This is a genomic window from Phaeovulum sp. W22_SRMD_FR3, assembly GCF_052113705.1.
In the GTDB taxonomy this organism is placed as follows: domain Bacteria; phylum Pseudomonadota; class Alphaproteobacteria; order Rhodobacterales; family Rhodobacteraceae; genus JBGQOG01.
Map to the genome: position 1 here is coordinate 1 of NZ_JBGQOG010000028.1, position 24004 is coordinate 24004.

26 protein-coding genes are annotated in these 24004 nt (G+C 60.1%); 5 read left to right on the forward strand and 21 right to left on the reverse strand.

Annotated elements, in window-relative coordinates; genetic code table 11:
- Positions 1-118 precede the first annotated feature (118 nt).
- Positions 119-520, reverse strand: coding sequence for a hypothetical protein (locus ACEN2S_RS21280; RefSeq protein ID WP_441870276.1), 402 nt, complete (start codon positions 518-520; stop codon positions 119-121).
- A gap of 448 nt (positions 521-968) precedes the next feature.
- Here ACEN2S_RS21280 and ACEN2S_RS21285 point away from each other — a divergent pair, with 448 nt between their 5' ends.
- Positions 969-1307 (forward strand): hypothetical protein, encoded by a 339-nt coding sequence (locus tag ACEN2S_RS21285; RefSeq protein WP_441870278.1) that lies wholly within the window; start codon positions 969-971, stop codon positions 1305-1307.
- 14 nt (positions 1308-1321) lie between these two features.
- On the opposite strand, the gene ACEN2S_RS21290 is transcribed toward ACEN2S_RS21285, so the two are convergent.
- The 20 genes from ACEN2S_RS21290 to ACEN2S_RS21385 form a co-directional block, all read right to left on the reverse strand.
- On the reverse strand, positions 1322-4705 hold the full coding sequence (locus ACEN2S_RS21290; RefSeq protein WP_441870280.1) for a conjugal transfer protein TraG N-terminal domain-containing protein: 3384 nt from the start codon (positions 4703-4705) through the stop codon (positions 1322-1324).
- Between the two features lies 1 nt (position 4706).
- Complete coding sequence (locus ACEN2S_RS21295) at positions 4707-6104, reverse strand: conjugal transfer protein TraH (protein WP_441870282.1); 1398 nt, start codon at positions 6102-6104, stop codon at positions 4707-4709.
- 5 nt (positions 6105-6109) lie between these two features.
- Positions 6110-6946 (reverse strand): conjugal transfer protein TraF, encoded by an 837-nt coding sequence (locus tag ACEN2S_RS21300; protein WP_441870284.1) that lies wholly within the window; start codon positions 6944-6946, stop codon positions 6110-6112.
- Positions 6939-7349, reverse strand: coding sequence for a conjugal transfer protein TraF (locus tag ACEN2S_RS21305; RefSeq protein WP_441870286.1), 411 nt, complete (start codon positions 7347-7349; stop codon positions 6939-6941). The genes ACEN2S_RS21300 and ACEN2S_RS21305 overlap by 8 nt, the downstream gene beginning before the upstream one ends.
- A 4-nt stretch (positions 7350-7353) precedes the next feature.
- On the reverse strand, positions 7354-9696 hold the full coding sequence (traN, locus tag ACEN2S_RS21310) for a conjugal transfer protein TraN (RefSeq protein WP_441870288.1): 2343 nt from the start codon (positions 9694-9696) through the stop codon (positions 7354-7356).
- Positions 9693-10472, reverse strand: coding sequence for a type-F conjugative transfer system pilin assembly protein TrbC (gene trbC / locus ACEN2S_RS21315; protein ID WP_441870290.1), 780 nt, complete (start codon positions 10470-10472; stop codon positions 9693-9695). The genes traN and trbC overlap by 4 nt, the downstream gene beginning before the upstream one ends.
- Positions 10433-11425, reverse strand: a complete 993-nt coding sequence (traU, locus tag ACEN2S_RS21320) for a conjugal transfer pilus assembly protein TraU (RefSeq protein ID WP_441870292.1) — start codon at positions 11423-11425, stop codon at positions 10433-10435. The genes trbC and traU overlap by 40 nt, the downstream gene beginning before the upstream one ends.
- Positions 11422-12066, reverse strand: a complete 645-nt coding sequence (locus ACEN2S_RS21325; protein ID WP_441870294.1) for a hypothetical protein — start codon at positions 12064-12066, stop codon at positions 11422-11424. Before ACEN2S_RS21325 ends, traU begins: the two co-directional genes overlap by 4 nt.
- Positions 12039-12575 carry a S26 family signal peptidase gene (locus ACEN2S_RS21330; RefSeq protein ID WP_441870296.1) on the reverse strand — a complete coding sequence of 179 codons (537 nt, stop codon included), beginning with the start codon at positions 12573-12575 and terminating at the stop codon, positions 12039-12041. Before ACEN2S_RS21330 ends, ACEN2S_RS21325 begins: the two co-directional genes overlap by 28 nt.
- Positions 12572-12904 (reverse strand): TrbI F-type domain-containing protein, encoded by a 333-nt coding sequence (locus ACEN2S_RS21335; protein WP_441870298.1) that lies wholly within the window; start codon positions 12902-12904, stop codon positions 12572-12574. Before ACEN2S_RS21335 ends, ACEN2S_RS21330 begins: the two co-directional genes overlap by 4 nt.
- A complete protein-coding gene (locus ACEN2S_RS21340) occupies positions 12901-13185 on the reverse strand; it encodes a hypothetical protein (RefSeq protein WP_441870300.1) in 285 nt (94 codons plus the stop codon). Before ACEN2S_RS21340 ends, ACEN2S_RS21335 begins: the two co-directional genes overlap by 4 nt.
- On the reverse strand, positions 13182-15665 hold the full coding sequence (locus ACEN2S_RS21345; protein ID WP_441870301.1) for a TraC family protein: 2484 nt from the start codon (positions 15663-15665) through the stop codon (positions 13182-13184). Before ACEN2S_RS21345 ends, ACEN2S_RS21340 begins: the two co-directional genes overlap by 4 nt.
- A complete protein-coding gene (gene traV / locus ACEN2S_RS21350) occupies positions 15665-16105 on the reverse strand; it encodes a type IV conjugative transfer system lipoprotein TraV (RefSeq protein ID WP_441870303.1) in 441 nt (146 codons plus the stop codon). Before traV ends, ACEN2S_RS21345 begins: the two co-directional genes overlap by 1 nt.
- On the reverse strand, positions 16102-17343 hold the full coding sequence (locus ACEN2S_RS21355; RefSeq protein WP_441870305.1) for a TraB/VirB10 family protein: 1242 nt from the start codon (positions 17341-17343) through the stop codon (positions 16102-16104). The genes traV and ACEN2S_RS21355 overlap by 4 nt, the downstream gene beginning before the upstream one ends.
- Complete coding sequence (locus tag ACEN2S_RS21360) at positions 17343-18068, reverse strand: TraK domain-containing protein (protein ID WP_441870307.1); 726 nt, start codon at positions 18066-18068, stop codon at positions 17343-17345. Before ACEN2S_RS21360 ends, ACEN2S_RS21355 begins: the two co-directional genes overlap by 1 nt.
- Positions 18065-18619 carry a TraE/TraK family type IV conjugative transfer system protein gene (locus ACEN2S_RS21365; protein ID WP_441870309.1) on the reverse strand — a complete coding sequence of 185 codons (555 nt, stop codon included), beginning with the start codon at positions 18617-18619 and terminating at the stop codon, positions 18065-18067. Before ACEN2S_RS21365 ends, ACEN2S_RS21360 begins: the two co-directional genes overlap by 4 nt.
- A complete protein-coding gene (gene traL, locus ACEN2S_RS21370; protein ID WP_441870311.1) occupies positions 18619-18909 on the reverse strand; it encodes a type IV conjugative transfer system protein TraL in 291 nt (96 codons plus the stop codon). The genes ACEN2S_RS21365 and traL overlap by 1 nt, the downstream gene beginning before the upstream one ends.
- Before the next feature lie 66 nt (positions 18910-18975).
- The gene (locus tag ACEN2S_RS21375) at positions 18976-19323 is read right to left on the reverse strand and encodes a hypothetical protein (protein WP_441870313.1); all 348 of its coding nucleotides are present in this window, start codon (positions 19321-19323) and stop codon (positions 18976-18978) included.
- A 117-nt stretch (positions 19324-19440) separates the two neighbouring features.
- On the reverse strand, positions 19441-19785 hold the full coding sequence (locus ACEN2S_RS21380) for a hypothetical protein (RefSeq protein ID WP_441870315.1): 345 nt from the start codon (positions 19783-19785) through the stop codon (positions 19441-19443).
- 305 nt (positions 19786-20090) lie between these two features.
- Positions 20091-20744: an autoinducer binding domain-containing protein gene (locus ACEN2S_RS21385; RefSeq protein WP_441870317.1), complete on the reverse strand. Its 654-nt coding sequence runs from the start codon at positions 20742-20744 to the stop codon at positions 20091-20093.
- 118 nt (positions 20745-20862) lie between these two features.
- On the opposite strand from ACEN2S_RS21385, the gene ACEN2S_RS21390 reads away from it, so the two are divergent.
- The 4 genes from ACEN2S_RS21390 (at position 20863) to repC (ending at position 23949) form a co-directional block, all read left to right on the forward strand.
- The gene (locus tag ACEN2S_RS21390; RefSeq protein ID WP_441870319.1) at positions 20863-21471 is read left to right on the forward strand and encodes an acyl-homoserine-lactone synthase; all 609 of its coding nucleotides are present in this window, start codon (positions 20863-20865) and stop codon (positions 21469-21471) included.
- A gap of 50 nt (positions 21472-21521) precedes the next feature.
- Positions 21522-21848 carry a hypothetical protein gene (locus tag ACEN2S_RS21395; protein ID WP_441870321.1) on the forward strand — a complete coding sequence of 109 codons (327 nt, stop codon included), beginning with the start codon at positions 21522-21524 and terminating at the stop codon, positions 21846-21848.
- A gap of 114 nt (positions 21849-21962) precedes the next feature.
- The gene (locus ACEN2S_RS21400) at positions 21963-22337 is read left to right on the forward strand and encodes a hypothetical protein (RefSeq protein WP_441870323.1); all 375 of its coding nucleotides are present in this window, start codon (positions 21963-21965) and stop codon (positions 22335-22337) included.
- A gap of 370 nt (positions 22338-22707) precedes the next feature.
- On the forward strand, positions 22708-23949 hold the full coding sequence (repC, locus tag ACEN2S_RS21405) for a replication initiation protein RepC (RefSeq protein WP_441870325.1): 1242 nt from the start codon (positions 22708-22710) through the stop codon (positions 23947-23949).
- The last annotated feature ends 55 nt before the right edge of the window (positions 23950-24004 follow it).

Consider the following 24004-nt stretch of genomic DNA (forward strand, 5'->3'; position numbering starts at 1 on the left):
CGGATGCTCCTCTCTCCACCTTTGCTCGCCACAATAGCGGCGGTTTGGCGGGAAGGCAGTTCATCCCATTAGCTCACGTGTACCTCATTAGATAATGCCCTCACATGGTCTTGAAGCGTCAGCCATAAAGCTCTTCCCATGCAGCTACTTGCTCGCGCAAAACGTGAAGCATCATCTCGAAGTCTCCAGGCCAATCGGAAAACGCCTTTGCCTTGAGGCGTTCTAGGGTCTCTGAGGGCATTGCTGCGTGCCCAAACTCAAAGAACGCCGGAGCTGCTTCCATTTGGCCTTTAAACACATGAACTTGCATCTCAAAATCCTCAGGCCATTCCCCAAGCGCCTTGTTCATGCAGTCTTTGATTATAGGGTTCTCTTGATCAAGCTTTGTCAGGTATAAGATCATCTGTTCGGCGGCAGAAGTCTGCTGCTGGATCACGTGCCGCTGCATCTCGAAGTCGTCCGGCCATTCCAAAGTTGCCTTTCTTTTAATGATGCCCATTATTTCGGTAGAAAGTGCCATGCCAATCCCTCGCACAATCTCATGCGTGCGAAAAGATCACCCTTTAAATCTGCTTTGCAAGGCTAAAGGTTGCCAAAGAGCTATCGTCGGCCACTTCGTCCGCTCTGCCAACATTGGGCCGCCGGAACATGCTGCATGATGCCACCGATGGCCGCTTCGGGGAAGCCGCACCGCAGCGCAAGCACGCTCTCGACAGTCCGCAAAGGGCCGTTCGCGTAGGGCAAGTTTTTCTGCACACGCAAAATGCTGCGGGGCGGCATTGGTTAAAGAGGGCTCGAAGCGGCCATTCGCTGCAATTTGTCCAAGCGACGGCAACGCGGTCTGGATCATCACAGGCGAGCATTCCCCACACGCCCAGATTGTGCTATGTTCCCTTTTGGTTTCATTTTCCCGCCACGACCGTTGGTCTTGGCGGCGCTTTGCGTATTTTGCTGTGGAAGGAGCGATCATGTCGATCGACAAGAGCAGACCAGCTTTCCCGCGCCTGCCCGGTGTCACCCGGGCGGCCGAGATCCGCGTGCCGTCTGTTGAGACGAATGAAGCACGCCAGCGCCACCCTTTGGGGCTGACGCTGGCGCTGGCCGGACTGGCCGTGGGGCTGTCGGTTTGGGCGCTCTTCACGCCCGCCGTTTGGGTGTTGGCTGGGTTCTCGGGCTACCTGTTTTTGCTATCGTGCTTGCCGCCCGCTGACATGTCAGAAAGTTTGCTCGGCAGGAAAAGCGTAAGTGATCTGGAAATGACGCCCGGAACTTTCGAGTATCGGCAATTGCGGCAGGACTGGTACTGAGGGGGTAGGCAAGCCTACCCCCTTCCCTGCACTTGCCCCGTGAACACATGGCCGCCGATTGAGACCGGCACCGTGTCCCGCGAGGCTGTCTCCCCCTGCAGCCAGCCGGGGATCAGGTTTTTCTGATAACCCTGATCTACCAGCGCCTGCATCCCGGCTGGCGAGTAATAGTGCGTTGCGCCTTCGGTGAAGTCTGGCACATAGCCGCCCATGACGGCATCGACCACATAGGCCGCTTGCTCATAGGCCGGATCGCCGGGGTTGTGTTTCGAGACCAGATGATTGCCCGAGCCGTCAGTGTTCCATGCCGAGAACTGGTTTCTCTGCAAACTGACTGCCCCCACGGAATCCGGGAAACGCGCGTCTTCGCTGCGATTGCGGATCACCATCGCCACAGCGGCCTGCCCTTCCATGCCTTCGCCGGAGGCTTCGCCCAGGACGGTGCGGATCATCACGTCACGCTCTTCTGGTGAGAACTCCTTTTTCCGCATCGGGGTCGGGTAGATCGCGGCATTCCTGTTTTCCGGCGACGAACCTAGCTCGTCGCCATCAACGAAAGGGCGGCCCGTCACTTTCTCGAACTTGTCGGGATTGGAGTCGTAGAAGTCGAGAGCGGCCCCCCGCGTGGTCCATGCCTCCGGGTTCGCCGCCTGCAGGGCAGCTCGCTCATCCGAATTGATATTGAGCATCCTTTCCACCCTGCCCCACATCGCCTGCGGCACGTTTTGCGCGGTCCCTGCGCGAACGCTCGTTACCGTGTTCCCGTAGTCCGTCCCCACCTCGGCAGTTTGGGCATTTTGATACCCGGTCCGGGCGTTGGTATCGGACTGCGCATCGGTCTCGTAGCCGGAGATCGTCTCGGTCGCGTTGTCCCGCATCTGGTCGATGTTGACGGTTCTGGGCGGCTGGTCGCCACCGCCGAACGTAGCCTCCCGCGCGGGCTCTTTGCGGAACGCGGCGGGGTCCATGTCCACGGAATAGCCCGCAGTGGGATCGCTTGGGGCATCGGCCACCACCTGATCGGTGATTTTCGAGACGATCGAGCCGACGACCGCGCGGCTTTCCGCAACTTCGGCATCGGTTTTTGGGTTGAGGATCTGGCTGACGGCCAGCGGGCTTTCGCCGCGTGCCTGCAATTCGCCGGCAACCATCTGGTTGAGATTGGTGTCGAGCGACGATCCGGCGCTTTCCACATAGCTTTGCGCCCGGGCGTAGCTTTCGGCCTCTTCCATGCGGCTGATGTAGGTCTGCGCCAGGCGCTCACCTTCATCGAGGTTGAACCGGCGTTCTTCGCCCGCGGTGGTCTGGGTGCCATCATTGGTCGACCCACTGGCCGAGGCACGCGAATTGCTCATCTTGGCAACCTCGGACGAAAGGCCACTGGATTCAGCAGCTTTGGCGATTTCGGTCCAATTGCGGTTTTCACCGCCCAGAAGGTTCATGTTCCCGTCCAATGTCCCCGAGGCACCATTCCCAAAAGCTTTGGCGCCCACTCCTACATTGCCCGCAATGCCAAGCCGCATCGCTTGGTCGGTCGTGATCCCATGCTGCTCTGCGAAGTCCTGCACGCGGCTATAGGATTGCGAGACGGCGGTTTTTTCGGAACTGGACATGTCCCAGCCATAGCCTTTGCTGCCCGCTTTTCCGATGGAAACGGATTCCCCGAAACTGGTCAGCTCGCTCGCGCCTTGCGAGATGTAGCTGCCCAACTCACGCGCGGCACTTGAGGCGGCGACCTTCGAGCTTTCCGCGCGGCTGGAAAGCTCGCTGCGCACGGCGGCGCTGGCCTGCGAGGTGATACCACCGCTCGACACGGCCGAGCCGGGCGCATAGCCAAAGCTGCCGTCCATGTTGCGGGTGGCAATTCCGCCTGTGTCGAAGGTCATGGTCTCCCGGCCAACATCGACCACGGAAGACATGTTCATCTTGTTGCCGGCATAGTTGTTCATGCTCATATTGCCGAGCCCGATCGAGCCGGTGGCGGCTTCGCGCCCGGTTTCAATGGCGGCACCTTGCGAGACGTTCAGCATCGAGGTTGCCATGCCGGTCATCCGGTTCGCGCCGAACATGATCGCGGTGGCAAGGAAGGGCACCGACATCATCAGGAAACCGGCGACGGTGCCGACATCCTGTTCCACCGCGCGAATGCCAAAATGGTTGGCCCAACTGAGCACCACATCGTTGACAGAGCCATCGGTCGTGACCGCCCCCGCACTTCGGTAAAAGCCGGTCGATGCCTTGATAACGATGGAATGCAGGATCGCGCTCAGCGGCTCCCATGCGGCCAGCCAGACGAACCCGCCCATGTAGCCCTTGAGAACAGCCGGGGCGAGCGGGGTCATCATCATCAGCGCCGCCAGCGGGAAGGCCGCATAGTAGAGCGTTTCAAAGACGATTTTCAGGAGCGGCACCCATTTGGCCGCATTGGCACCAATGGCCGAGTAGCTGGACCGGGTTTGAATGTCCGCCCGTGCCACCTGATAGATGTCCATCGCGGCCGAGTTTCCGGAATTGGCGATGAACCGCATCATCCCGTCATCGAGGGCGTTCACATACATCGCCTGTTTGACGGTGTTGACGGCCGAGGCCGAGGACATCGCCATCATGTTCTGGAAATCGCCCAGCGTGCCCTTCAGCCGGTTGATGTTGGCCGCACCGGCACCTGTCCCGCCCTGGAACAGGCTCGCGGCCTTCTGCGCAAAAATGACATCCACATCGGCTGTGACCGAGGCGCGCACATCACTCCACGCCTCTTTGCAGACGCGGGTTTCCCCGGCGACGACATCATAAAACGCCATCGAGGACGGCATGTTTGTGCCGATGAAGTTTTCCAGACCGCCGCTCGTCGCCACCATTTCCAGATCCATGTGGCCGAGGTTTGTCGCGTCGATCACGCAGTTCTGCATGAAGTTCACAAGGTTCTCGTGGATCTTCGGCGTCACAGCGCGCCAGGTTGACGCCTGCGACAGCAGCGATGCCCCGAACATGATGCCGTTTTTCTGATAGGTCAGATCGGTGGGCGTAGACATCAGCGTTTCCATCTGCCCGGTCAGGTAATAGCTGATCGCAGAGGTATAGTGCCCGACCATCGCGACCGGCGTTGGCACATTGTCCACCAGCCCGTAAATCGGCAGCGCCCCACTGGTTTTATCGACAATTACGACCGTGGATTTCGGGCCGAGCGTCAGGCCCATCACCACGATCATTGTCAGCACATATTTCAGCGAAGAGCCGATACTTCCGCCCATCGCCATGTTGATCCCGGCCCAGGCGACACCAACAATCACCCCGATCGACAGGAGGTTGCGGAAGTTGCCCGAGGACGTATAGGCCGCGAGCATGTTGAACGTGTCATAGAGGTAGTAGCCACCGCCGGTGGTAAAAATCTCCCACTGCATGTCAGCCCCCCTGCCCCATCATCGAGGCAAAACGCGACGATGAACTTGCCGACAGCATGGCCTTGTGCAGCTGCAGTTTTTCCAGCGCCGAGAGCGCATCGGCGTATTTTTCCGCCGCCTGCCTGCGCAGCGCGCCAAAACCGTTCTGCGTTTGCCGGGTCGTCTCCTGATACTCGCCCAGAATGTCGCCGAACGTGTCGATGTTCGAGGCACTGCGCTGCATTTCAGTGACGCCCTCGTTCATGTAGAGCATCGCCAGCTCGACGGCGACCAGCTCCGACAAGAGCGCGATTTCGTCATCCACGAACTGATACTTATAGGCCCGCGCCGTTTTCAGGGTCTCATAGACCGGGGCGGAGGTCAGGTTGATGATTCCGGTCATCGCCGGGGTCAGAGCGGTATCGTCGCGGATCGCGTTGGACAGCGCGCGCACCGTCTTTTCAACCATGCCGAAATAGGCCTTGTCGGCCGTGATCGTGACGTTTTGCCAAGTCGGGTTCAGGCAGTCCACACGCTCGTCGCATTTCAGGACCGGGATGGTCCCGCCTTCGACCAGCATCTGCAGCATTTGTGGATTATACGCCCGTGGGGCCACAACCCGGTGCTTGGGGCCTTCGTCGTCATTGGCGGCACCGCGCGTGATGATGGTGCCGGTGAAGGACATGAACAACTCGCCAATCTCCGGGTTCGAGGACAGAAAGCCGTTTTTCTTCACCGCGCGCCACGCATAGTTGATGTTGATCGGCACCTGGTCTTTCAGGCTGCCATTGGCTTCGGAAAGTGTCTGGTTCTGCTTGCCTTCTGCGCCGCAGCCGTGGCGGCGGGCCACCGCATCGGCAAATTTTCCGTTCATGCCGCCGACCGTCTGGCAAATGTGCTGCGATGCGCCGTCCATCTTCGGCCAGAGCGAGCCGACCAGCATCTGACCGGCCTCACAGCTGTTGATGCTCATCGAATTGACCTGCTGCAGCAGGTCGCGCAGCTTTGCCACTTGCTCGGCAACAGCCGGTGACAGGCTTTCCAGTGCCAGCTCGAACGCAAAGCTCGATGCGTTCTGCATGATCCCTTCCATCAGGTAGATCATTTCCTCTTTCGAGATGAAGGAGAAAGACCCGCCGAAAATGTCGATACCGCCGCAGCCGGCGCGCACCGAGGGCAGCTGGATCTGGGTCAGGGCCGCGTTGCGGGGCTTCGTGCGCATGTAGAGCGACCCCAAGGTGACATAGCCGCCGAGCTGGCCGTTATAGGCTTGCGGGCGCGTGACATTGACCGAGCCGCCCGTGCGCTCCCAGAAGTTCTTCAGGTCGCTGCCGAGATCCGCCGCTTGCGTCGCGGTGGCAAAGCAGGCCGCGGCGGTCAGGGCCGCGAGATTTGCGGGGAGTGTTTTCAACAATTTCATCACGTTCAATACCTTTCACCGGCGGGAATTTTCGTCACGACATGAACCCGCTCCAGGATCACGTCTTCGGTCAGCAGGCCGCCGCCCAGCGGCTCCACGATGCCCGCTTGCGGTTCGACCAAGGCAATGAAGGGCCGGGGATGCTCAAGAAGGCCCAGCTTTTTCAGCTGGCCGGTGTCCACCACCGCCTCCGGGAACAGCGGATGAAATGATCCGTCCACCGTCACAACAATCGGCTCGATGCCGAAATTTGCCTGCATCCGCTTGATGACTTCGAGCTGCGGCGTGCAGAGGCCGCAGATTGCCGAGTCCTCCACCACAACCATGAAGCCGAGATTGTCAGCCGCCTCTTTCAGCGAGGTCTCGCGCGCCACACGGATCTGGTCTTGATAGACCGCGCCGCCCATCTGGCTCATCGGGAAGCGGGTGTTGATGTCGAGCGCAGGCGATTTGAACAAAACCCGCTGCCACTGATCGGTAAAGGCCGAAGCCATGCCCGACATGCGCTGTTGCGCCTCCATGTAGTCCTGCAGGTTTTCCGGTGTCGGTTCGAGGACCGCCCGGTACTTGATTTCATCGAGTTCCTTGCGAAACTCTTCGATCTGCTCCGTGTAGGACTTTGGCTTTTCCGGCGCGGCGGGGGCGGCGGGCGCAGCCGGAGCCTCCGCCGGTTGGTCCGGGGCCGGTTCCTCTTTTTCCGGATCGCAGTAGAAGTTCCAGCCGGTGGTGATGTCATCGCGGCAATAGCCGAAGTCCTCCGACCCGGCCGCCAGCACCGGGACCGGCAGCAAAGCAGCCGCCAGCACCGTGCCGAGCATCAGGTGTCGGTGCAGTTCAGACATAGCCTGCCTCCTGCGCCTGGGTCAGGAACGCCCGGATCTTGGACAGATAGGCGCGCGGGTTCTTGAACCCGGTGATCTTGCCGATCAGGGTCTGCGTCGGCAGATGGACGAAGAGCAGCGTCGGGATTTCCACAACATCCTTGGCAAACGGATGCCCGCGTGCATCGACAAAATCAGTATAGGGCGGGATTTCCTTGCCATCTTTCGAGGCCACGAGCACCGGCAGTTCAGCCGGGCCCGCCGCCGCGAAGAGCGTGCCGGAGGCGGATTTGCAGAACGGGCACCAGCTCGCCCCGACAAGGATCAGGCCAATCGAGCTTTCGCCAATCGCTTGCGCCCCGGCAGGCAGGAAAGACACCAACGACAGCATGGCGGTGCCAATCAGGAGTTCACGGCGTTTCATCGTCTTAATCCCCATCTGTAATTTGCCCCGAGGTCAGGCTGAGCCGGTCACGCAGGTAGTCGGTCACCATGGCGGTCGTGGGCACGTTGGCGTCGTTCATCATGTCTTCGAAGGCTTCGGAGAGGTCGATCTGGTCCCAATCGAGGTTGCCAATCTCATCGAGGGGCAGCCCCGCGCAGTTCGGGTCTTTGACGCTGCCCCAGCCGGTTCCGGCAAGGCGGCGGATTTCCTTCTGAAACACCATCCCGAGCTGGCTGTTGAAGGTGCAGTAGGAGCGGCGCTTTTGCAGGCAGACGCCCAGCACGCGCTTGGCGCAGTAGGTGCCGATATAGACCGCCGCTTTCGCCTGAATCCGGTCCATCAGCGTCAACTCGCTTTCCGAGCAATCGCCGAGGATGCCGTTCGCCCAGCCGCTGTCTTTGCAGCAATTGATCGTGCCGAGCGCGCCGACCTTGCAGTTGCGCGCAGCACCCGCAAAGAGCTGCACATCCTGCATATCAACGGATTTTTCGCTGTCCTTCGCCGCCTCATCAAGCATGGTCAGCCAGGCCGAGGCATTGGCGAAATCGGTATTCGGCTCGTCAACGATGCCTTCGCAGAGATCCCCGACGCAGACATTGGAGGCGGTGCAGCTTTCCGGCAGTTCCATGCCGCCGCCGCAGCGATAGCCATATTCCCAATGCAGGCATTCACCGTTGTCCGGGTTGGACGGATCGTCATAGCTCAGGCAGGTTTGCGAAATCACCTTGCAGGAGCTGTCGGTTTTGAAGGGGCCGCAATCGGTGTAGCTTCCGGCCTCACTGTCGATGCAGGAGTAGCTTTTCTCGTATTGCCAGCAGTCGCGCGAGATTGGGAACCCGTTTACGGTACGGACCTGTTTTCCCGCCGTGCAGACGGTTTCGCCTGCAATGCAGCCTTCCTCCGCCGGATCAGGGTTGCAGGAATTGACCAGCTTGTCTTCGATCCGCTCGATGGTCGAGCTGACGTGGCGTGCCGGGGCATAGTCGGTCAGGTCATTCGAGCAGGCATAGGTCAGGCGTTCCAGATCACAATCGGCCATGGTGCCTGCGAGACAGTTCCGGGCCGTTTGCGCGCAGGACTGCGCTTCCTGCAACGCACCACATTGAGCCACGGACGTGCAGCGATAATCCCGCTGATATTCAAGGCAACGCGGCTGCGCCGGACAGGTGCGATAGACGCCGGACCACGCGCCTTCGGTCTGGATTTCCAGCCGCGTATAGGTGCAATCCCCGATTTTGACGCCGGGGGTCCGGGAGCCGAGATTTTCACCGGCCCAGGTCAACTGCCCTGCAGCGGTGCCTTTGCCCTTCCAGCCGTAGAATTTCGGGTTGCTCTTCCCGGCATAGAGCCCGCCATCACTTAGACCGACAAAGGCCCCGGCAGGCGGTTCGCGGGTCTCAGCTTCGCGAAAACGAGAAGCTTGAACGCGCTTATAGACAAAGGTCCCGCTTAATGGGGCCCCGGCCTCGTATGTCCAACCATTGACCTTCACAGTTGCAGGGGGGTCCCGGCCATCGGCCTCTGCGATCACGGCTCCTTCCCAATACAATTTCCATTTGGTGAAAAAAATGCTGCCGCGCCAACCAAACTGCTCATCCTCATACAATCCACCTTCAGCAGGTTCCCGCACAGAAAGTTCCTGCCACGCGAGGCATTGCTCCCCCGTCACGCTGCATTGCACGCCCGGCTGGCTGTCCGGCAGCACGGCGGGATCACATGCGCCCGACAGATCGGTTTCGCAGCGCACGGTCGTATCTTCGCGCGTGATGTCACAGCGCCAGGTATCGAGGCGGTCAATCTCGACCACCCGATCAATGCGGCAGCCCACGTCCTTGATATTGGCGTGCACGTCGCAATAGCGCTCAAAGGGTTCGAGGACTGAGAAGTCCGAGAAATTGCAGGCCGGGTTTTCCGTGGTGTCGGCGGTGAAATACTGCCCGGCAATGTCTTCGGCATTCACCGTCGCCGTGTCGGCATTGACGATGCCGATGTAATCGGTCCCGAGGTCATATTTCGGGCGCAGCTCCACGCTGTCCATCATGTCCGTATAGGCGCCGGAAGCGGAATTGCCGCCCGCGATGGCTTCTTTGGTTTTCGCGTCGATGTTGCCGTTGTTGATCCCGGTTTCAGGGGTATCGGTGCCGTCATAGATCGGCAGGTTCTGATCAATGCCGCCTTGCGTGAAGACGGACGAACCGGCGCCGATCTGCGCGGCAGCACCCGCCTCTTTCGCGCGCGCTGTCGGGTTGAACGTATCCTGCGCCGAAGCCGGCAGGACCAGCGCCAGCGAGGATGCGGCAAAGAGAAGGGCACGCGGGATCATCATGGCTTTTTCTCCGCCAAGGCGCGGGCCACCTGCGGCGCAGCCCCCTTGCCCGCCGCAATGATGCGCAGCGCGGTTTCCACCGGAATGTTGCCGCTCAGGCGGTCATGCAGCGGAACAGGATCGGTCTCGCAAGCCGGGGTCTCACAGACATCGAGGCTGTCTGCCAGCACCACCAGAACCGGGACGGAGGTGATGTCAAAGCGCCGGAACAGGGTCGGATCAATCGCGAAGGCTTCACCAACCTCATCCTCACCGAACACCTCTTCCAGCTTTGCCCGCGTGTCGAACACCGAGTTGTTGACGAAGCCCCGGAACACGATGGTCAGCCCGTATTCGGTGGCTTCCTGCATCATCTGGCGCAAAGATTGCGCGGGCATCGAGAAGCTGGCGAAGAGAATGGCTTCCGTCTCCGCGTATTTTTCCTCGTCGCTCTCCGGGATCTGCTCGTCTTCGGCACGCAACAGCGCCCGCACACGCGGATCGTTCAGCGCGCGCGTTCTGATCCCTTCAAGATCCTGGATTTCAACGCCCTCTTGCGCGTTCTGAATCGTCAGCTCTTCGGCCAGCTCGTCGCCCCGGCGCTCCGCATCGCGCACGATGCTCTCGATGGGCACCCGAATTTGCCCGGTCGCCCCCGGCGCATAGGTCGCCTTCGGTTCTTCCGGCACTTCCTGAGCATGAACCGGGCCCGTTGCGGTGCACGTCATCGCGCCGATCACGGGCATTGCCGCGACAATCAGAGCGCGCAGCAATTGCGCTTGCGCCACATGAGCCATCCGAAGCTCTCCCCTTTATATGGATATTCCCGCATTGAATCGACCATCTGCGTGCTGGACCCGAGCGGGCCGCAGGCATAGCGGCCACTGGTCGCAGCACGCGGCCGCGTCACCTGCAGGCGGTATTGCGATTTCTTGATGATGGGCGCGACGCGTGGTGTGCAGAGCGCCGAGCTGCCGGAACTGGTGTTGCGCGCGAGGCCAAGCCGGTGCTGTCGCGCGATCATTTTCGCGGTGACGGTCTCGGATGCCTGAATGCCCCCGTAATGCGCGTTGGAATCCCCGGTGATCGGATACATGCCGCCCTGACAGCCGTTGCACCAAAAGAGCTTATCGAGGGGCAAATTGCCGCTGGAAGAGCGCACACAATCCGCCGCGCAGGCGGCCTGTGCGATGGGATTGGCGAACAGGATCGCCTCGGGGTTGATGATGTTGTTCAGCTCAGGATCCTGCCAGAGCGGATCAAATTCGCTGATATAGGCCACGTCGAACGCGGTGCTTTCCAGACAAAGCCCATCCACAACAGTGCCGAGCCAGCTGATCAGCGGGTAATAGTAATAGTGGACCTGCCACTTGCTGCCGGTTTGGTCGCCGTCTTTGCTCGTCACCGATGATTTTCCGATGGAGAACAGGCCGAGATCCGCCTTGAAGCCCATGTTGACGAAGCAGCCGGCCTCGTTCGACACATCCGTCAGCCGCGCCGGTTCCCAAAGGCCAATGGCGAGGCCAAGCCGCGGCGGCACACCGGGGCAAATGCAGACCGGCAGCGACGGGTTGGAGGTGTCGGGCCGCTTGTTCAGCACCCGGATCGCACCGATGGAGATCGGGAAAATGCAATCCCAGCAGACTTCGGTGATCGGGTTGAGGAATTTCGCATTGCATTTGGCCCAGACCTCTTCACCGAAGACGGTCAAGCTGAGGGCCAGGACAAGGATCATGCCAAAGCGCTTCATTGCTCTGCCTCCTGCACGGGGATTTCTTCGATCAGCAGCACCGGATCGGCGCGGGTGATCAGCGTCGGCAAGCGTTCGATCCCGAAGCGGTTGACGATGACGCCTTGCTGGTCGAACCAAAACCGCCGCCCATGCGTCCGCGACAGATCAAGCGGCGCGCCTTTGGCGATGACGATCAGCGTGTCCATTTCGTCGCCTTCGGACAGCGCAAAATCCACCTGACCCGGCGCGTCCCCGTCGATCACCACGATCCGCTTGGAAAAGCCGGAATAGTTCAGCGGGTTCACCACAGTCCCGGCCTGCGCAAAAATGCGCCCTTCATGGTCGGTCAGATCGCGGTCGAGGGTGATCGAGGGGTCAAACTCGAATGCCAGATATTCTTCCGCAGGCGGCAGGATCGCCCCGGCCACCGGGCGGTTGAGATAGTCGCGGGTCCGGTCCTGCATGTCCCGTTCCATCTGTGCCATGCCGCCATTGGCTTCCATCGCCTGGAAGCGGGACAGGATTTCTTGCAGAAAATCCGGCTCCGTGATCGGGAATACCGTGCCATAGGCCCCGAAGTTTTTCGCAGCAGCAGAGCTGGCAAGCGCGCCCGCCAATGCCGCCGCCAGGATCACTGCGCGCTGCGTGCGTCGGCCCATGCCTGCAACTCCTTCCAATTGGGAATGAGATCGGTCCCGACACCAATCGCGACGATGCTCTCTGTGCTGAAAAGCCCCACGGTGGCATAGCGGCTGTCGAGGCTGTCAGGGCTGGTCCCGAAGGCCGCAACCATGCCCTCGGGGATCACCCCCTCGGGCAGAGCCGGGGCGAAGGGCTTTCCGTCGCGCAGGGCAATCTCAAAGCATTCGCCGCGCAGGCAGACATTGCCCGCAGTGTCGTGGGTGATTTCGTCGCCGGGCAGACCTTTGACTTCTTTGGTGAAGTAGAAGCCTTTGAAATGGTCAGCATAGGCGGCGGGCGGCGTCGCCGCGATGATCGCGCCATGCCAGAGCATCCGGGGCCAGCCCCACATGACAAAGGCATTGTCGGCCAGCGATGACGAGCCGTTGAGGTTGATGCGGACGGTGCTGAGCGTCCAGAAGCCTGCGGCGACGAAGAGCGACCCCGCGACGACAGCGGACCATTTGGCGATTTTCAGGGGCTTCATTCTGCCATCGCCTCCTGCACCACCAGATCGGTGATGTCCGGCGCACCGGCGAGAACCGCGGCCGAGTTGACCACGATCACCGCGTTTTCCGCTGCCACCTTGGCAATGGCGGCGTCGAGACGGGTCTGGAAAGCCGTCGCCTGGACTTCATAGTCTTCGTCCGGCAGGTGGCGCCGGTCGCCATCCTGAATGAAGGCCAGCACCGCGCGGCTGGCGTCGATGGTGACAATCCCGGTGGGCAGGCCAACCGGCTGCGTCATCAGGACGATGGTCAGGGTGACGGCAATGCTGACGAGCGCGGTCAGCACGAGTTCTGTGTAACGCATCATGGCCGGGTTCCTTTGATCTTGGCCCCGTGTCCACGTTCCGCCGTTATGCAACGGTCGAGGTATTGGCGCCGCTCGCGGCACCAGACCTTGTAGGGATAATGGGCACGGCGGACGAAGGGGAAAGCCGCGTCAACAGCGGCGGTTCTGGCTTCCAGTGTGCAGTCAGCCGGGAGGGTTTCGTGCACCGCACGGATCGCGGCACGGGCTTCTTCGGCCCAATTGCGATGCCCGCACGGCGAGGATGGACGCGGGCGCTTGAGCGCTTCGCGGTTCAGCTTCATTCCACCGCCCCCTCTTCAACGAGAATGCGGATCGCCTCAACGGTGCTGTAGTTTTGCTCTTTCAGGCGGCGGATCTTCTCAACCGTCGAGCCTTTGGACGAGTAGATCGCGAGGCTGAACGGATCGAGCAGCAGGCGTCCGAAGAACCAGCCATTCGGACCCTTCACGCCCATTTCCGAGAAATGCCCGCGCACCGACTGGAGAGACTTCAGCTGCCCCGCGATATGCGGGCTGACCGAGAGGCGGTTATCGGCCACCAGACGGTCAATCGTCTCCGGCTTTTGCGCCAGAAGGACCGTCCAATCCGAGTTTTGCAGACAGACGGTCGCGGCGACATTGTTGTAATAGTCGTCAATCGACTGCGTGCCGGTGATCAGCGCCCCGGTGTATTTCCGGGCGCGGCGGACCACGCCTTCGATGAATTTCGCCGTGGCGTGCGACTGCAGAAGATCCCATGCCTCGTCAATCAGGATCGCCACAGGCGTTGAACGCGGCGTCTTGAACATCAGTTCGGTGCCGAGGAACATGACGATCTGCAACACCACGTCTTGCAGAACCTTCTGGCCCTTGATGTCCGACAGCTCAAAGACCGTGAAATCCTGATCCAGCTTCAGATTGGCCGGGCCGGAAAAATAGGTGCCGTAGGGGCCCGATTTGGTGAAGGCTTGCAGCTTCACGATCACATCAAGGAGGCGCTGATCTTTTTCCGTCAGATCGCGCAGGCGCTCCCAGACATCGGTGACTTCGGCAGCCGGTCCCTTCTCATCCCACAATTCGCCGACGATCCGGCTGATATGGCCCTCTTCCAGATCCTCAACGCGGGTCTGCTTGCCCTGCCCCAGCGCGGCCATCGAAGCGATGATCCGCGTGATCAGCTCGATCGCATCGGCCCGGTATTCCGGCGAGGCCATATCTTCACCCGAGAGCATCGAGAACGGGTTCAGCCTAATCTCGGCCGAGCCGTCGAAGCCGACAAAACGGCCCCCCAGGATTTCCGCCGTGGTCTTGAAGCTATAGCCGTCATCAATGACCACAACCTTGCCCCCGGCCGAGTAGATCGAGGTGACAAGCTCTTGCATGAACACCGATTTCCCCGCGCCGGACTTGCCGACGACCGAGACGTTATAGTTGCCATCGGAGGTGAAATTGTCCCAATCCATGATCTGCCCCTGACGGCCCAGCAGCAGCACACCGCGCCCGTTGCCCGAGCCGGTCCATTCGCCATGCGCCGGGGACAGCGCGGAAGCCGCCTCGGTTTTGAGGATCTTCATGCGCTGCAGCTTTTTCAGATCGCCCATCCGCTTGCCGGTCACAGTGAAGGGCAGCGCGGAGAGGAAGACCGGCAATTGCACGAAGGTATCGTTTTCGAGGACCAGACCGGCGTAGCGGTAGATCTTCGCCACTTCCGCCAGCGCGTGCCGCGCATCGTCGGGCGTGCCCTTGGCATAGGCGCAGACCGCAAAGGAGGTATCGAGCAGCTTTTCCCCCATTTCGATCTGTTCGTTCAGGCTGTCAAATTCCTGCATCTTGTCGCTCAGGTTCGGGGCGAACTTGGCGAATTGCGTCGAGGCTGTGTGCTGCAGGCCCGCGCGTTTCTTGGTGAGGAAGGACGAGCTGTCGGCTTTCGAGCGCACGCGCATGGTGAAAGAAGTCAGAACCGGCCCCACCGGGCGTTCCGAGATCCGCTCCGGCACACCATTCAGGAGCGTCCCCAGCACAAATTGCCATTCGCGCGGGTAGCGGCGCACGGTCGCGCTGCCCACGGACATCGCAGGTTCGCCCATCAGGCCAATGGCCGAGCGGCGCACCATCAGGCCCGCGCCGGGCAGCTGATGATTGAGTGCTTCCTGATCGCTGTATTCCAGCTGCGAAATCCCCGAGAGGCCCCGGCAATGCAGCAATTCGCCCAACAGTTTGATGAAATCCGCCGGGCTGGTGTGACGCACATAGGATTCACCGCCGAACACCGAATAGAGCGCGCGCCGGAAGTTGCTCAGGTCTTTTTGCTTGCCGAGATCGGCCGCGCCATCCACCCAGACTGCGATGAACACGCGGCGGTGGTGCGGCACCGCCTTGATGACGTGATCGGTGCCGTAGCGCGCGCCCCGCAGATGCGCCATGCGCTTTTGGGCCATTTCCCGCACCAGATCGTCTCCGGTCAGGCGATGCTTGGCCCAGCGGATCAACTGATTGTCGATGTCGGGCGAGGTCCAGTTCAGGATCTGCAGCGTCGCCCCGTTCGGCGCGTTCGAGTTGATGACCGAATGCAGAGTGGAAGCGGTATCGTCAGCACCCACGACCGGGTTCACTTCCAGCAAAAAGCCGGTCGAACCCTCGTTGTAATAGAGTTCGGATTCCGGGTCATAGAGCCGGTAGGGCAACAGGTCAGCCACGACATCATGCGCCAGTGTTTCCGGCTCTTCCGACGACCAGTCCGGGTCATCGAAGAGACCGGCGAAGAAGCTCTTGAGCGCATCCATCAGGGCTGCCCCGCATTCCAATGAGCTTCACGCACCACGAAATGCACATAGGTCGCCTCGTGCAGCAGGCCCTCCGTGTCCAGATGCGGCGCAACCCAGAGCGTGCCGACCTGTTCCGGCGTGCGGTATTGCGCCGCCGAATAGGCCATCCCGCCATCACTCATGCCAGAGAGCGGTGCGCCCGAGGTGCTGGCTTTGCCGCTGCCAATGCCCAGCGGCGTGCCCGACATTTCCTTGCCAAGCGTATCCGCCCGCCGCTCTGCGACCGGCGTCGTGGCGGCACCTTGGCGGCGTCCATCCGCTTCGCCAATGGTCGCGCAGGGCGACCCATTGGTCTGCACCGGGCAGAGAAAGTCCTTGTCGGTATTGCTCGCACCGCAAGCCGAGAGCATCGGGACAGCGACAAGCGCCGCGACGGTGATGAATTTCTGCAGGGTCATTTCAACGACACCCCTTCCATGAACACAACTTCGACTTCGGTCCCCGCGTAGAGCGAGACGACCGGCTGATATTGTTCGGCGCGTTTGATGTAGTAGTCGGCCAGCGTCTGCGCGGCGTTGGTGCCCGCCCCACCGGCCATCCCTGCCCCGGCCGCGCCCATGACGCCGCCGAGCGTTTCGGCACCTTCATTCGCGGTGCTGATGGATGCGGCGCTCGACAGCGCATCTGCAAAACCGCCGAGCGCGCCCGCGATTGCCGCATTCGACACCAGATTGCCTTCCCGGCTGACGACATTGCCGCGCACGCCCGCCTTGCCCGATCCGGCAACCAGACCTGCCACTTGCGTTTCGATCACCTGATCCCCCTTGCCGATGCAGGTCATCGAGGTCAGGCGCACATAGACCCGCTCGCTGCTGAGATCGCCCATGGCCGAGCCAAGCACCGTGCAGCCGGTGATGTTGATCTGGCGGCCCGCCGCGTTTCCGGCGCTGGCCGTCACCGCCGGACCATTGATCCGCGCCAGGACCGGCACCGGGTTGTCGCGGCTGACAACGCCCGTCGAGGCATCGACACCGGAAATGATCGTCGCCGGCGCATAGCTGCCCGCCGGGATATACGAACCCAGGTCGCGCACGTTGCTGGAATTTTCCTCCACCGGATCCGCAGGCGGTTCGGGCAAGGGCTGCAAATTAAAGTCGATGGCAAAGCCCGAGCCGAAAGATTGCGTCACGGTCTGGCCCGCAGCCGCAGCCGCGGGCTGACCGGGACGACCCGCGACCGGGTTGCGATTGCCCGCGCCGCTGACAAACTCCTGACCGTAGTTTTCGCCATTCGCCCCGAGCGCCGCACCCGGAGGGGCCATTTGTGTTGTCTGCGACCCGTTCAGCGCGTTGATTTCCGCCTGCTGCGCAACGATCGCCTCGTCATATTCCGCGCGCAGCGCGTCCAGATCGGCTTTCTGCTGTGTCGTGAGCGTGTTGATGCTTTCGCTCAGCTCCGTCACCGTGCGGTTGAGCCGTTCGATGTCTTCGCGGCTCTGCCGCGCCCAGGTCAGTTCCGGCGAAGCCTGCGATGTCCGGTCGGGGATGATCGTCTCGTCAACGCGGTTGGCACCCATCGGCTGCAACTGTGCCGAGCGTTTGTTCATCACCTGACCGAGGACGATGATGATCAGCAAAACCGCGCCGCCGCCGATGCCAAGGATCACCCATTGCTGTTTTTTGCGTTGCTCTGACATCAGCGTTTCTCCACGACGACGACCCATGCGCGCTCATTGCGTGCGAGGGCGTTGCGTTGAACCCAGACAGCGACGACCTTGCTGTTGTAGAAATCCTGCGGCCGGACATAGCGCCCGGAGTTGCCGCCCGAGGCGACGATCACCCGGGCGCGCAAGCCGTTTCCGCTTTCGGTCGCGACCACAGCGCCATGCGATTTCGCGGGCGCAGCCTTGCCGCCGATATGCTTGTTGATCACCGAGCGCGTCAGCGCGACGAGGCCCGAGGAATAGCCGCCGCCACCCTCAGCGCCCGCCAGCTCAAAGACGGGCGCTGCTTTCGGGGCGGCGCTGCCCGCCGCCCGGGTTGCCGCCGGAGAATCCGAAACGCCGTTCACAGTAATGACGACGGTTTCCGCCCCGAGATTTGCCTTTGGCGTCAGCTCATAGCTGATGGTGATCCCGCGTTCGGTGATGATGTAGCCGGTCTCCGGCGCCAGCTTGTCTTGCGCGCCGCCGTAGCGCAGGAAGACATCGCCGGTGGATTCATCGTTCATTTCCTGAAAGTTCGACTGGTCCTTGATGATCCGGCGAATACGGTCGCCCGCCACGCTGATGCGCGTGACCTCAGAGGCCGAACCGGAAATCTTGACCGTGCCGTTCGGGCGGGTTGAAAGCGATTGTTCGGCAAAGGCGGGAAATGCCACGCTGAGCGCGAGCATCCCGGCACACAGAGCGTGCTTGTTCATTCGTCAATCTCCACCAGCTCGACCCGCGAGAGACGGATGGAAGACCCCTCTTCGACATAGGTGAGCAGGATTTTGCGGGGGGAATTGTTGACTTCGGACGTGTCGAGGTAGGTGGCGAGATTGCCCGTCACAGAGACCTGAAGCCGCGCCAGATTGTGCTCGATCTTTTCCGGTCGAAACACGGTTGAAATGCGACGCAAGCGAATGTCATCCGCAATGTCGTCATAGGATTCCAGCAGCCGCGCCCGGTCCTGCGCCGCAGAGATCCGCTCGATCACCGTGCGGCCATAGCGCACGGTTTCCGGGCTGACCGTATACATGGCATAGACCGCATCGAGCGTGATCGCTTCGATGTAGCGAATGTCGGCCGCACCGCGCGCCACCATCCCATCTGAGACGCGGGTCGGGATCAGCACGACTTGCGTGCTTTCCTGCGACATTCGCCAGGATTGGAAGGCGTTGCCGGTGATCGACACCGCCAGCAGCACCATCAGCGCGTTGCGCGCGCGCTGCGCGGCATACATTTTACGTTTGAGTGTATCGAAGTTCATCAGCCCCTCCACATGTTCACGGCACTATCGGGCCAGTTTTTGAGGGGGCTGATCTCGCGGGGCAGATACCAATAGGTCATCGCCAGCAGGCGCTCCACGCCGCCGTCGCCTTTGAGGCGTTTCCAGACCAGATAGGTGATGATGCCAATGACAACGCCGGGAATGGCCTGCTGAATGGCGAGCCCGACACCTGCGGGCGCGAGAAGGGCCAGACCCTCATCAATGGGAAAAAGCAGGATGCGCCCTTGCTCCTGCAGTCTTTGTTCGATCTTGACGACCGTCTCCTGCATCCGACCCTCCAGCGCAGACAGATATGAGAAAACCGCACGCCCCGAGGGAGCGTGCGGTGGGAGGGCTCAGTTCGACCCGGAGGCCATGACGACGGAAGGAGCGTCGCCCAGCATGTCGATGCTCGCCGTTACGCCGCCCATCGAGGAAACGATGTCAACGCCGTAACCGAGGAAAAGCGACACTGCGACAGAGGTGATGACATAGGTCCAGCGGCCCGTCGTCATCAGCGTCACCGCAGCGACGACGATGGAGATGATCAGGATCAGATAGCCGCCTGCGCCGTTCACCAGCGTGGTCAGAGTGGTGGTGATGTTGGAGAAACCGGCCTCAACGCCGGTGGTGGTGCCTGCCGCAAAAAGCGCGGTCGGAAGTAGGGCTGCGGCAGTGGCTGCCGCAACGCGAAGAAGTTTCATCTCTAAACCTCGTTATGGAATGATTGGTCGCGCCGGCGAAACGCCAGCGAGCGACACCATAACTAAGTATCGTGTTGAAACAAGGTATATATGCAAAACTCAGTAAAAAATCAAAACTCAGTTTGTGGGCAATCCCGAGTTCATCTTGTCCAGCATATTCCAAAGCTCATCCTCAGACCGAACCCCCGGTACGACGGGCAGCGTCACGGTCGTCCAACCTGGCAGGTGTTCGCGCACAAGGGAACGGATCCCGGCATAGGTCTTGAACAGCCGCGGCTCATACTTCAACTGCTTCACGAGCAGTTTGTGCTCGCCATCTGACCGAACCAGAATGACGTACCAGCCCAGAACCTCGTCATCGCTCTTGTCAGCCCTGCCCATACCGATGAAACGCAATGTCGCGCCATTCGCGGCCAACTCGTCCGAAAGACTGGATTCCCAGCAAAGCTTGGGTGCCGACATACCTGTAGTTCCCTTCCGTCAATGCCAGAATTGGCGCGATAGCAAAGCCAATTTTTCCTACACCACACATCAACTGATGTCACGAGACAGAGTTCGCCCAGTCGCAAAACCCAGTGCTGTGCAACGGCTAGGTTCTTCCTTTGGACGCGTCCGGGTGCCTCTGGCACTTCGTCCTGCCAAAGGAGCCCCCATCGTGCACGCAAACTCCGTGCAGGCGAGCACTCTCAAGCCGACCGCCCCTATTGCCGATAGCAGCAGCGATCGGCCAAACGGCCAGCAACCGATGGCGGGTATCGCAGTTCCCTTCAAAAGAGGGGCTGCTCAATGATCAGACCACGCTTGGTCGCAATCGACACCGCGTGGATCGCATTGCGTGCCCTGAGAACCACCCGCGCGCGCTCGATTCTCTTTTTGACAGTAGCCGGGGATATTTGTCGAAGCACCGCGATCTCCCCATGTGTCATGCCGGAAGCCAAATCTCGCAGGGTTTCGAGTTCAATTTCCGTGAGCCCAGCAAAGGGACCCACTCTGTCCATGGTTGTGTTCAGGAAATGCTCCAACGTCTGCATTTCTGAATCATTGAACTCACGGTCCGTTCGCGCTGCAAATATTGCGCATTTTTGTCGGTTGCTCTTCTCGTTTCGAAGGACACAGGCGGCCCCAAAATTGAGACCAAACTTCTTGGCTTCTTCAAAAACACGCTGTCCCGTGGTGCGGAAGCCAACCTTGATCTCGCTCCACCGCGTCCGGCCGCAATTGACAAGCGACCAAAGGGCGACGGGATCGAACATCACGTAGCGCGCTGAGGTGTACTTTTCGATCCAGAGATCAGGGTAGTTCGAGACATAGAACTGCGGGGTGAGATTCTTCACATTCAATGTCAGCGTGTACCCGGCGGGCGCAATCTCGGCCAGCATGGCTTCGGCGTCTTCATGATTTGGGGCAATATTCTCAAGCATAATAGGTCTTTCAGGGCAGTATCGGTCGTTCAAATTACCAGATCTGGTAACAGGGTGGCGACCGAATGACAATCGTGGCATCACAACTTCGCATTGAGCTTGCCGCCAGGAGGGGGCCTTGGACATTGATATTATTGAATTTGGTGCGTCTTCCGCGCGGTGGGACCTTGTGCGATCATTCTTTGAATTTCGAAAGGAAATATTCATTGGAAAGATGGGTTGGAATTTAACGCCCCATCGGGAAATCGAGTTTGATCAGTATGACGTTCTGTCCGCGGCGACCTACGTTATTGCACATGAAGGCGATAAGATTTTGGGCGGTGCACGACTACTTCGATGCGATTCCCGTATCGGGAATGGGAGCGTCGTCTACAGCTATATGATTCATGACGCCTGGCGCGGCGTGATCGATATTCCAAAGGATATTTGCTGGAACAAGCCCCCGACCTCTTCAACCTCTTGGGAATTGACGCGCCTTCTTATGGTTGAGCCATCAATGCGCTTGGTGAAAGAGATGCTTGCGAAGGTGAACTTGTTTCTTTGGCATAAATCCGCGACAGAATGCCTTTTCCTGGGGCCTCAAAGCTTTATGCGCATGGCGCGAATGTTTGGCTATTTGCCGAAACCTATGGGTTCGATGACCGGAAACAAAGATGGCCAGTTCCTTGCATTCAGATGTGACGTTGTTGACCCACGTGTCTTTGAGGAACAATTTGCATCCCAATAGGCCCAAAAAAATTACCCCGACATATCATAAATTCATTTGGAGACCTCGAAATGCGCGCGGACGATGATCATACCGACCTGGCCCAACACTTCTCGTCGTTGTTTGCGACCTATGAGACCGCGCGCAAAGCCTACGGCGCGCTTCTCACCAAGGGATGTGAGCGCCCTGACACAGAACTCGCGCGAGATCCGGCTTACAATGAACTGCTCGCTGCGGGCGTGGCGCTCTACCAAATCGGCGGACCATCAGCCGTGGATGCTGCCGCAAAGCGGATTGGAGCCATCCATCCAACGCGTGACGGATCTCACTTCCTGCGTCTGTGGCATGGCCTCATGTCTGAACCAAACCATACAAACTCAATTTGTCTCATAAACTGAGTTTTGAATTGTAAATGAATTTCTCTCCATGTTAGGTGGTGCAACCCCACGGGAGCAGATCGCAGCGTCTGGGGTCACCTTGGCGGTGCGTGGAATATTTGGAAGGAAAATATCGTGGCTTCTATCCCCGCCGCAGAACGTGAGTTCAGGACCTACTTGGAGCGTGCTGGCTATATCGATATTGACGCACGTTATCCTCACGGCGGTGGCCGTGAAGCGCTGGTGTTCACCATCTCCACCGGATTTGGCTCTGGGCACACCGTCCATCTCTTCTCCCACGCGCGTCCCGAACCCCGGACCTTCACCAGCGTGAAGGCATTGAGCACGATATTGGCGCGTTGGGGTTTCGCCGCCGTCGCTGTCCCTGTCAATTCGGGTACGCATCGCTGCTACCTGCACACCGTTCCTTCTGCTGAGGAAGACACAGAAGCAGCGTCCAAAGGAATTTCGCTGCCAGGACACAGACTGCGCCGGACCGCATCTGGCTGACAAGCCGGGATTCCGCACTCTATCTGCGATTTTCCGACAAGTGAGATGGCATAGAGTGCATACGACCGTCGGTCGATTTTCTTCAGAAAATGTCTCGTCAGGGTGCCGTGACAGTAGGTCGCGAATGATTTCGCATGTGCATATTTGAAAAACACTGCGGCGCTTAAAGCCGCCTAAATAAGAAACCCCGCGAAGGGGCTAACCATCGCGGGGGGAGGAAGCTGCATCGGGCCGGCAAGCCCGAAAATCTCACCTTATTCGCAGAGATTTGTAGCCCTCCCTCCCATTGCAAGCAAGGAAAAATCGCAGTTATGCGATTGATTTCTTGCGCTTTATGGAATGCCCGCTTCGCTTTATGGAGCGAACGACTGTGAGCTTATATCAGGCAGACTTTTTTCCACCGGAAGGCGCCTTCCCGGTGCTTTCCGGCCGGTTGCAACGCAGCGATGTTGAGCGTGTGCTGGTTCAGGTTGGCCACGCGCTTGGACTGCCGGACACCCGCCTCAAAGCTCTCCTGGCGATGATCCAACGGACGGCGCCCTCTGATTGGACGGATCCCAGCCGCGAGCCCGTGTGCTATGAAGAGCAGCAGCAAATAGCCGCGGCACTGGGAAAGACCCCTCGCGCATTGCGCGCAGATGAGGCGGCACTTGAGCGCGCGGGCCTGCTCGTCAAGACCTCGGGCGCTGATGGCAGCCGGGGCAGCTTCGCTGGCGGCAGAATCCGTCAGGGCATATGCTTTTCCCCCCTGATCGCCCGCATGACCCAACTCATGGATTTGGCGGATCGCCTGCGCGCTCAGAGCCAGGAGCGTCAGTCGCTGCGGCGGCAGGTCTCTGCCAGTCGTCGTATCCTGAAGTCCGCCCTCGGGAGCATGGCGGAACTTTCGGCCACTGATACGGCCACATATGAACTTGTAGAGGGCTGGAGCCTGCTCCCCCGAAGATACGATGGGCTGACCGCCTCTGAGCTTTCAGCGCTGCTCAGCCGCGTGGACGACCTGACCCACAAGGTATTGTCATATATTGAAAAACGAGGTGAAACTTCCGGCGTGACGGAATCCGGCTGCCGCCGATCAATACAAGATACAAAGGAAGAAACATCTGTATCTTGTAACGGGGCTTCCGTCTTTAATCGGCCATCCGGCAAGCCGGATGACGCGATGCGTTCAGATGCGGACGACCCTATCGGGCCGGCCTCATGCCATGAACAAAAGGATCGCCCCGGAGATCGTGGGCACAAGCCGGAACTTCTGGAAAGTTTCCGCCCGCGGAAAATTTATGCGGCGGTGTCCGAGAACATGCGGCTTTACCTCGATGCCGTGAAAGGGACCCGCGGGCTGCCGAACCAACTCGATTTCATCCGCGCCGCCGAATTGATGCTGCCGGAACTGGGCGTCAGTACGTCCGCCTGGTCAGAAGCCTGCAATGTCTTGGGGGACCTCGCGGCAGCGCTCTCGGTCTGCGTTATCGACGCGGGGCAGTATCGCGAAATCAGCCCGATCCATTCACCCGGCGGCGCACTCCGGGCCTTCACCCGGCGCGCACGTGTTGGGCAGTTGAACCTCACCGGGAGTTTGATCGGCATGATCGAGCGAAGTCGATTGCGATGAGGCCCATCCCACACTGACAAGCTGGACAGGCATCGCTAAACTCAGAACGAACCGG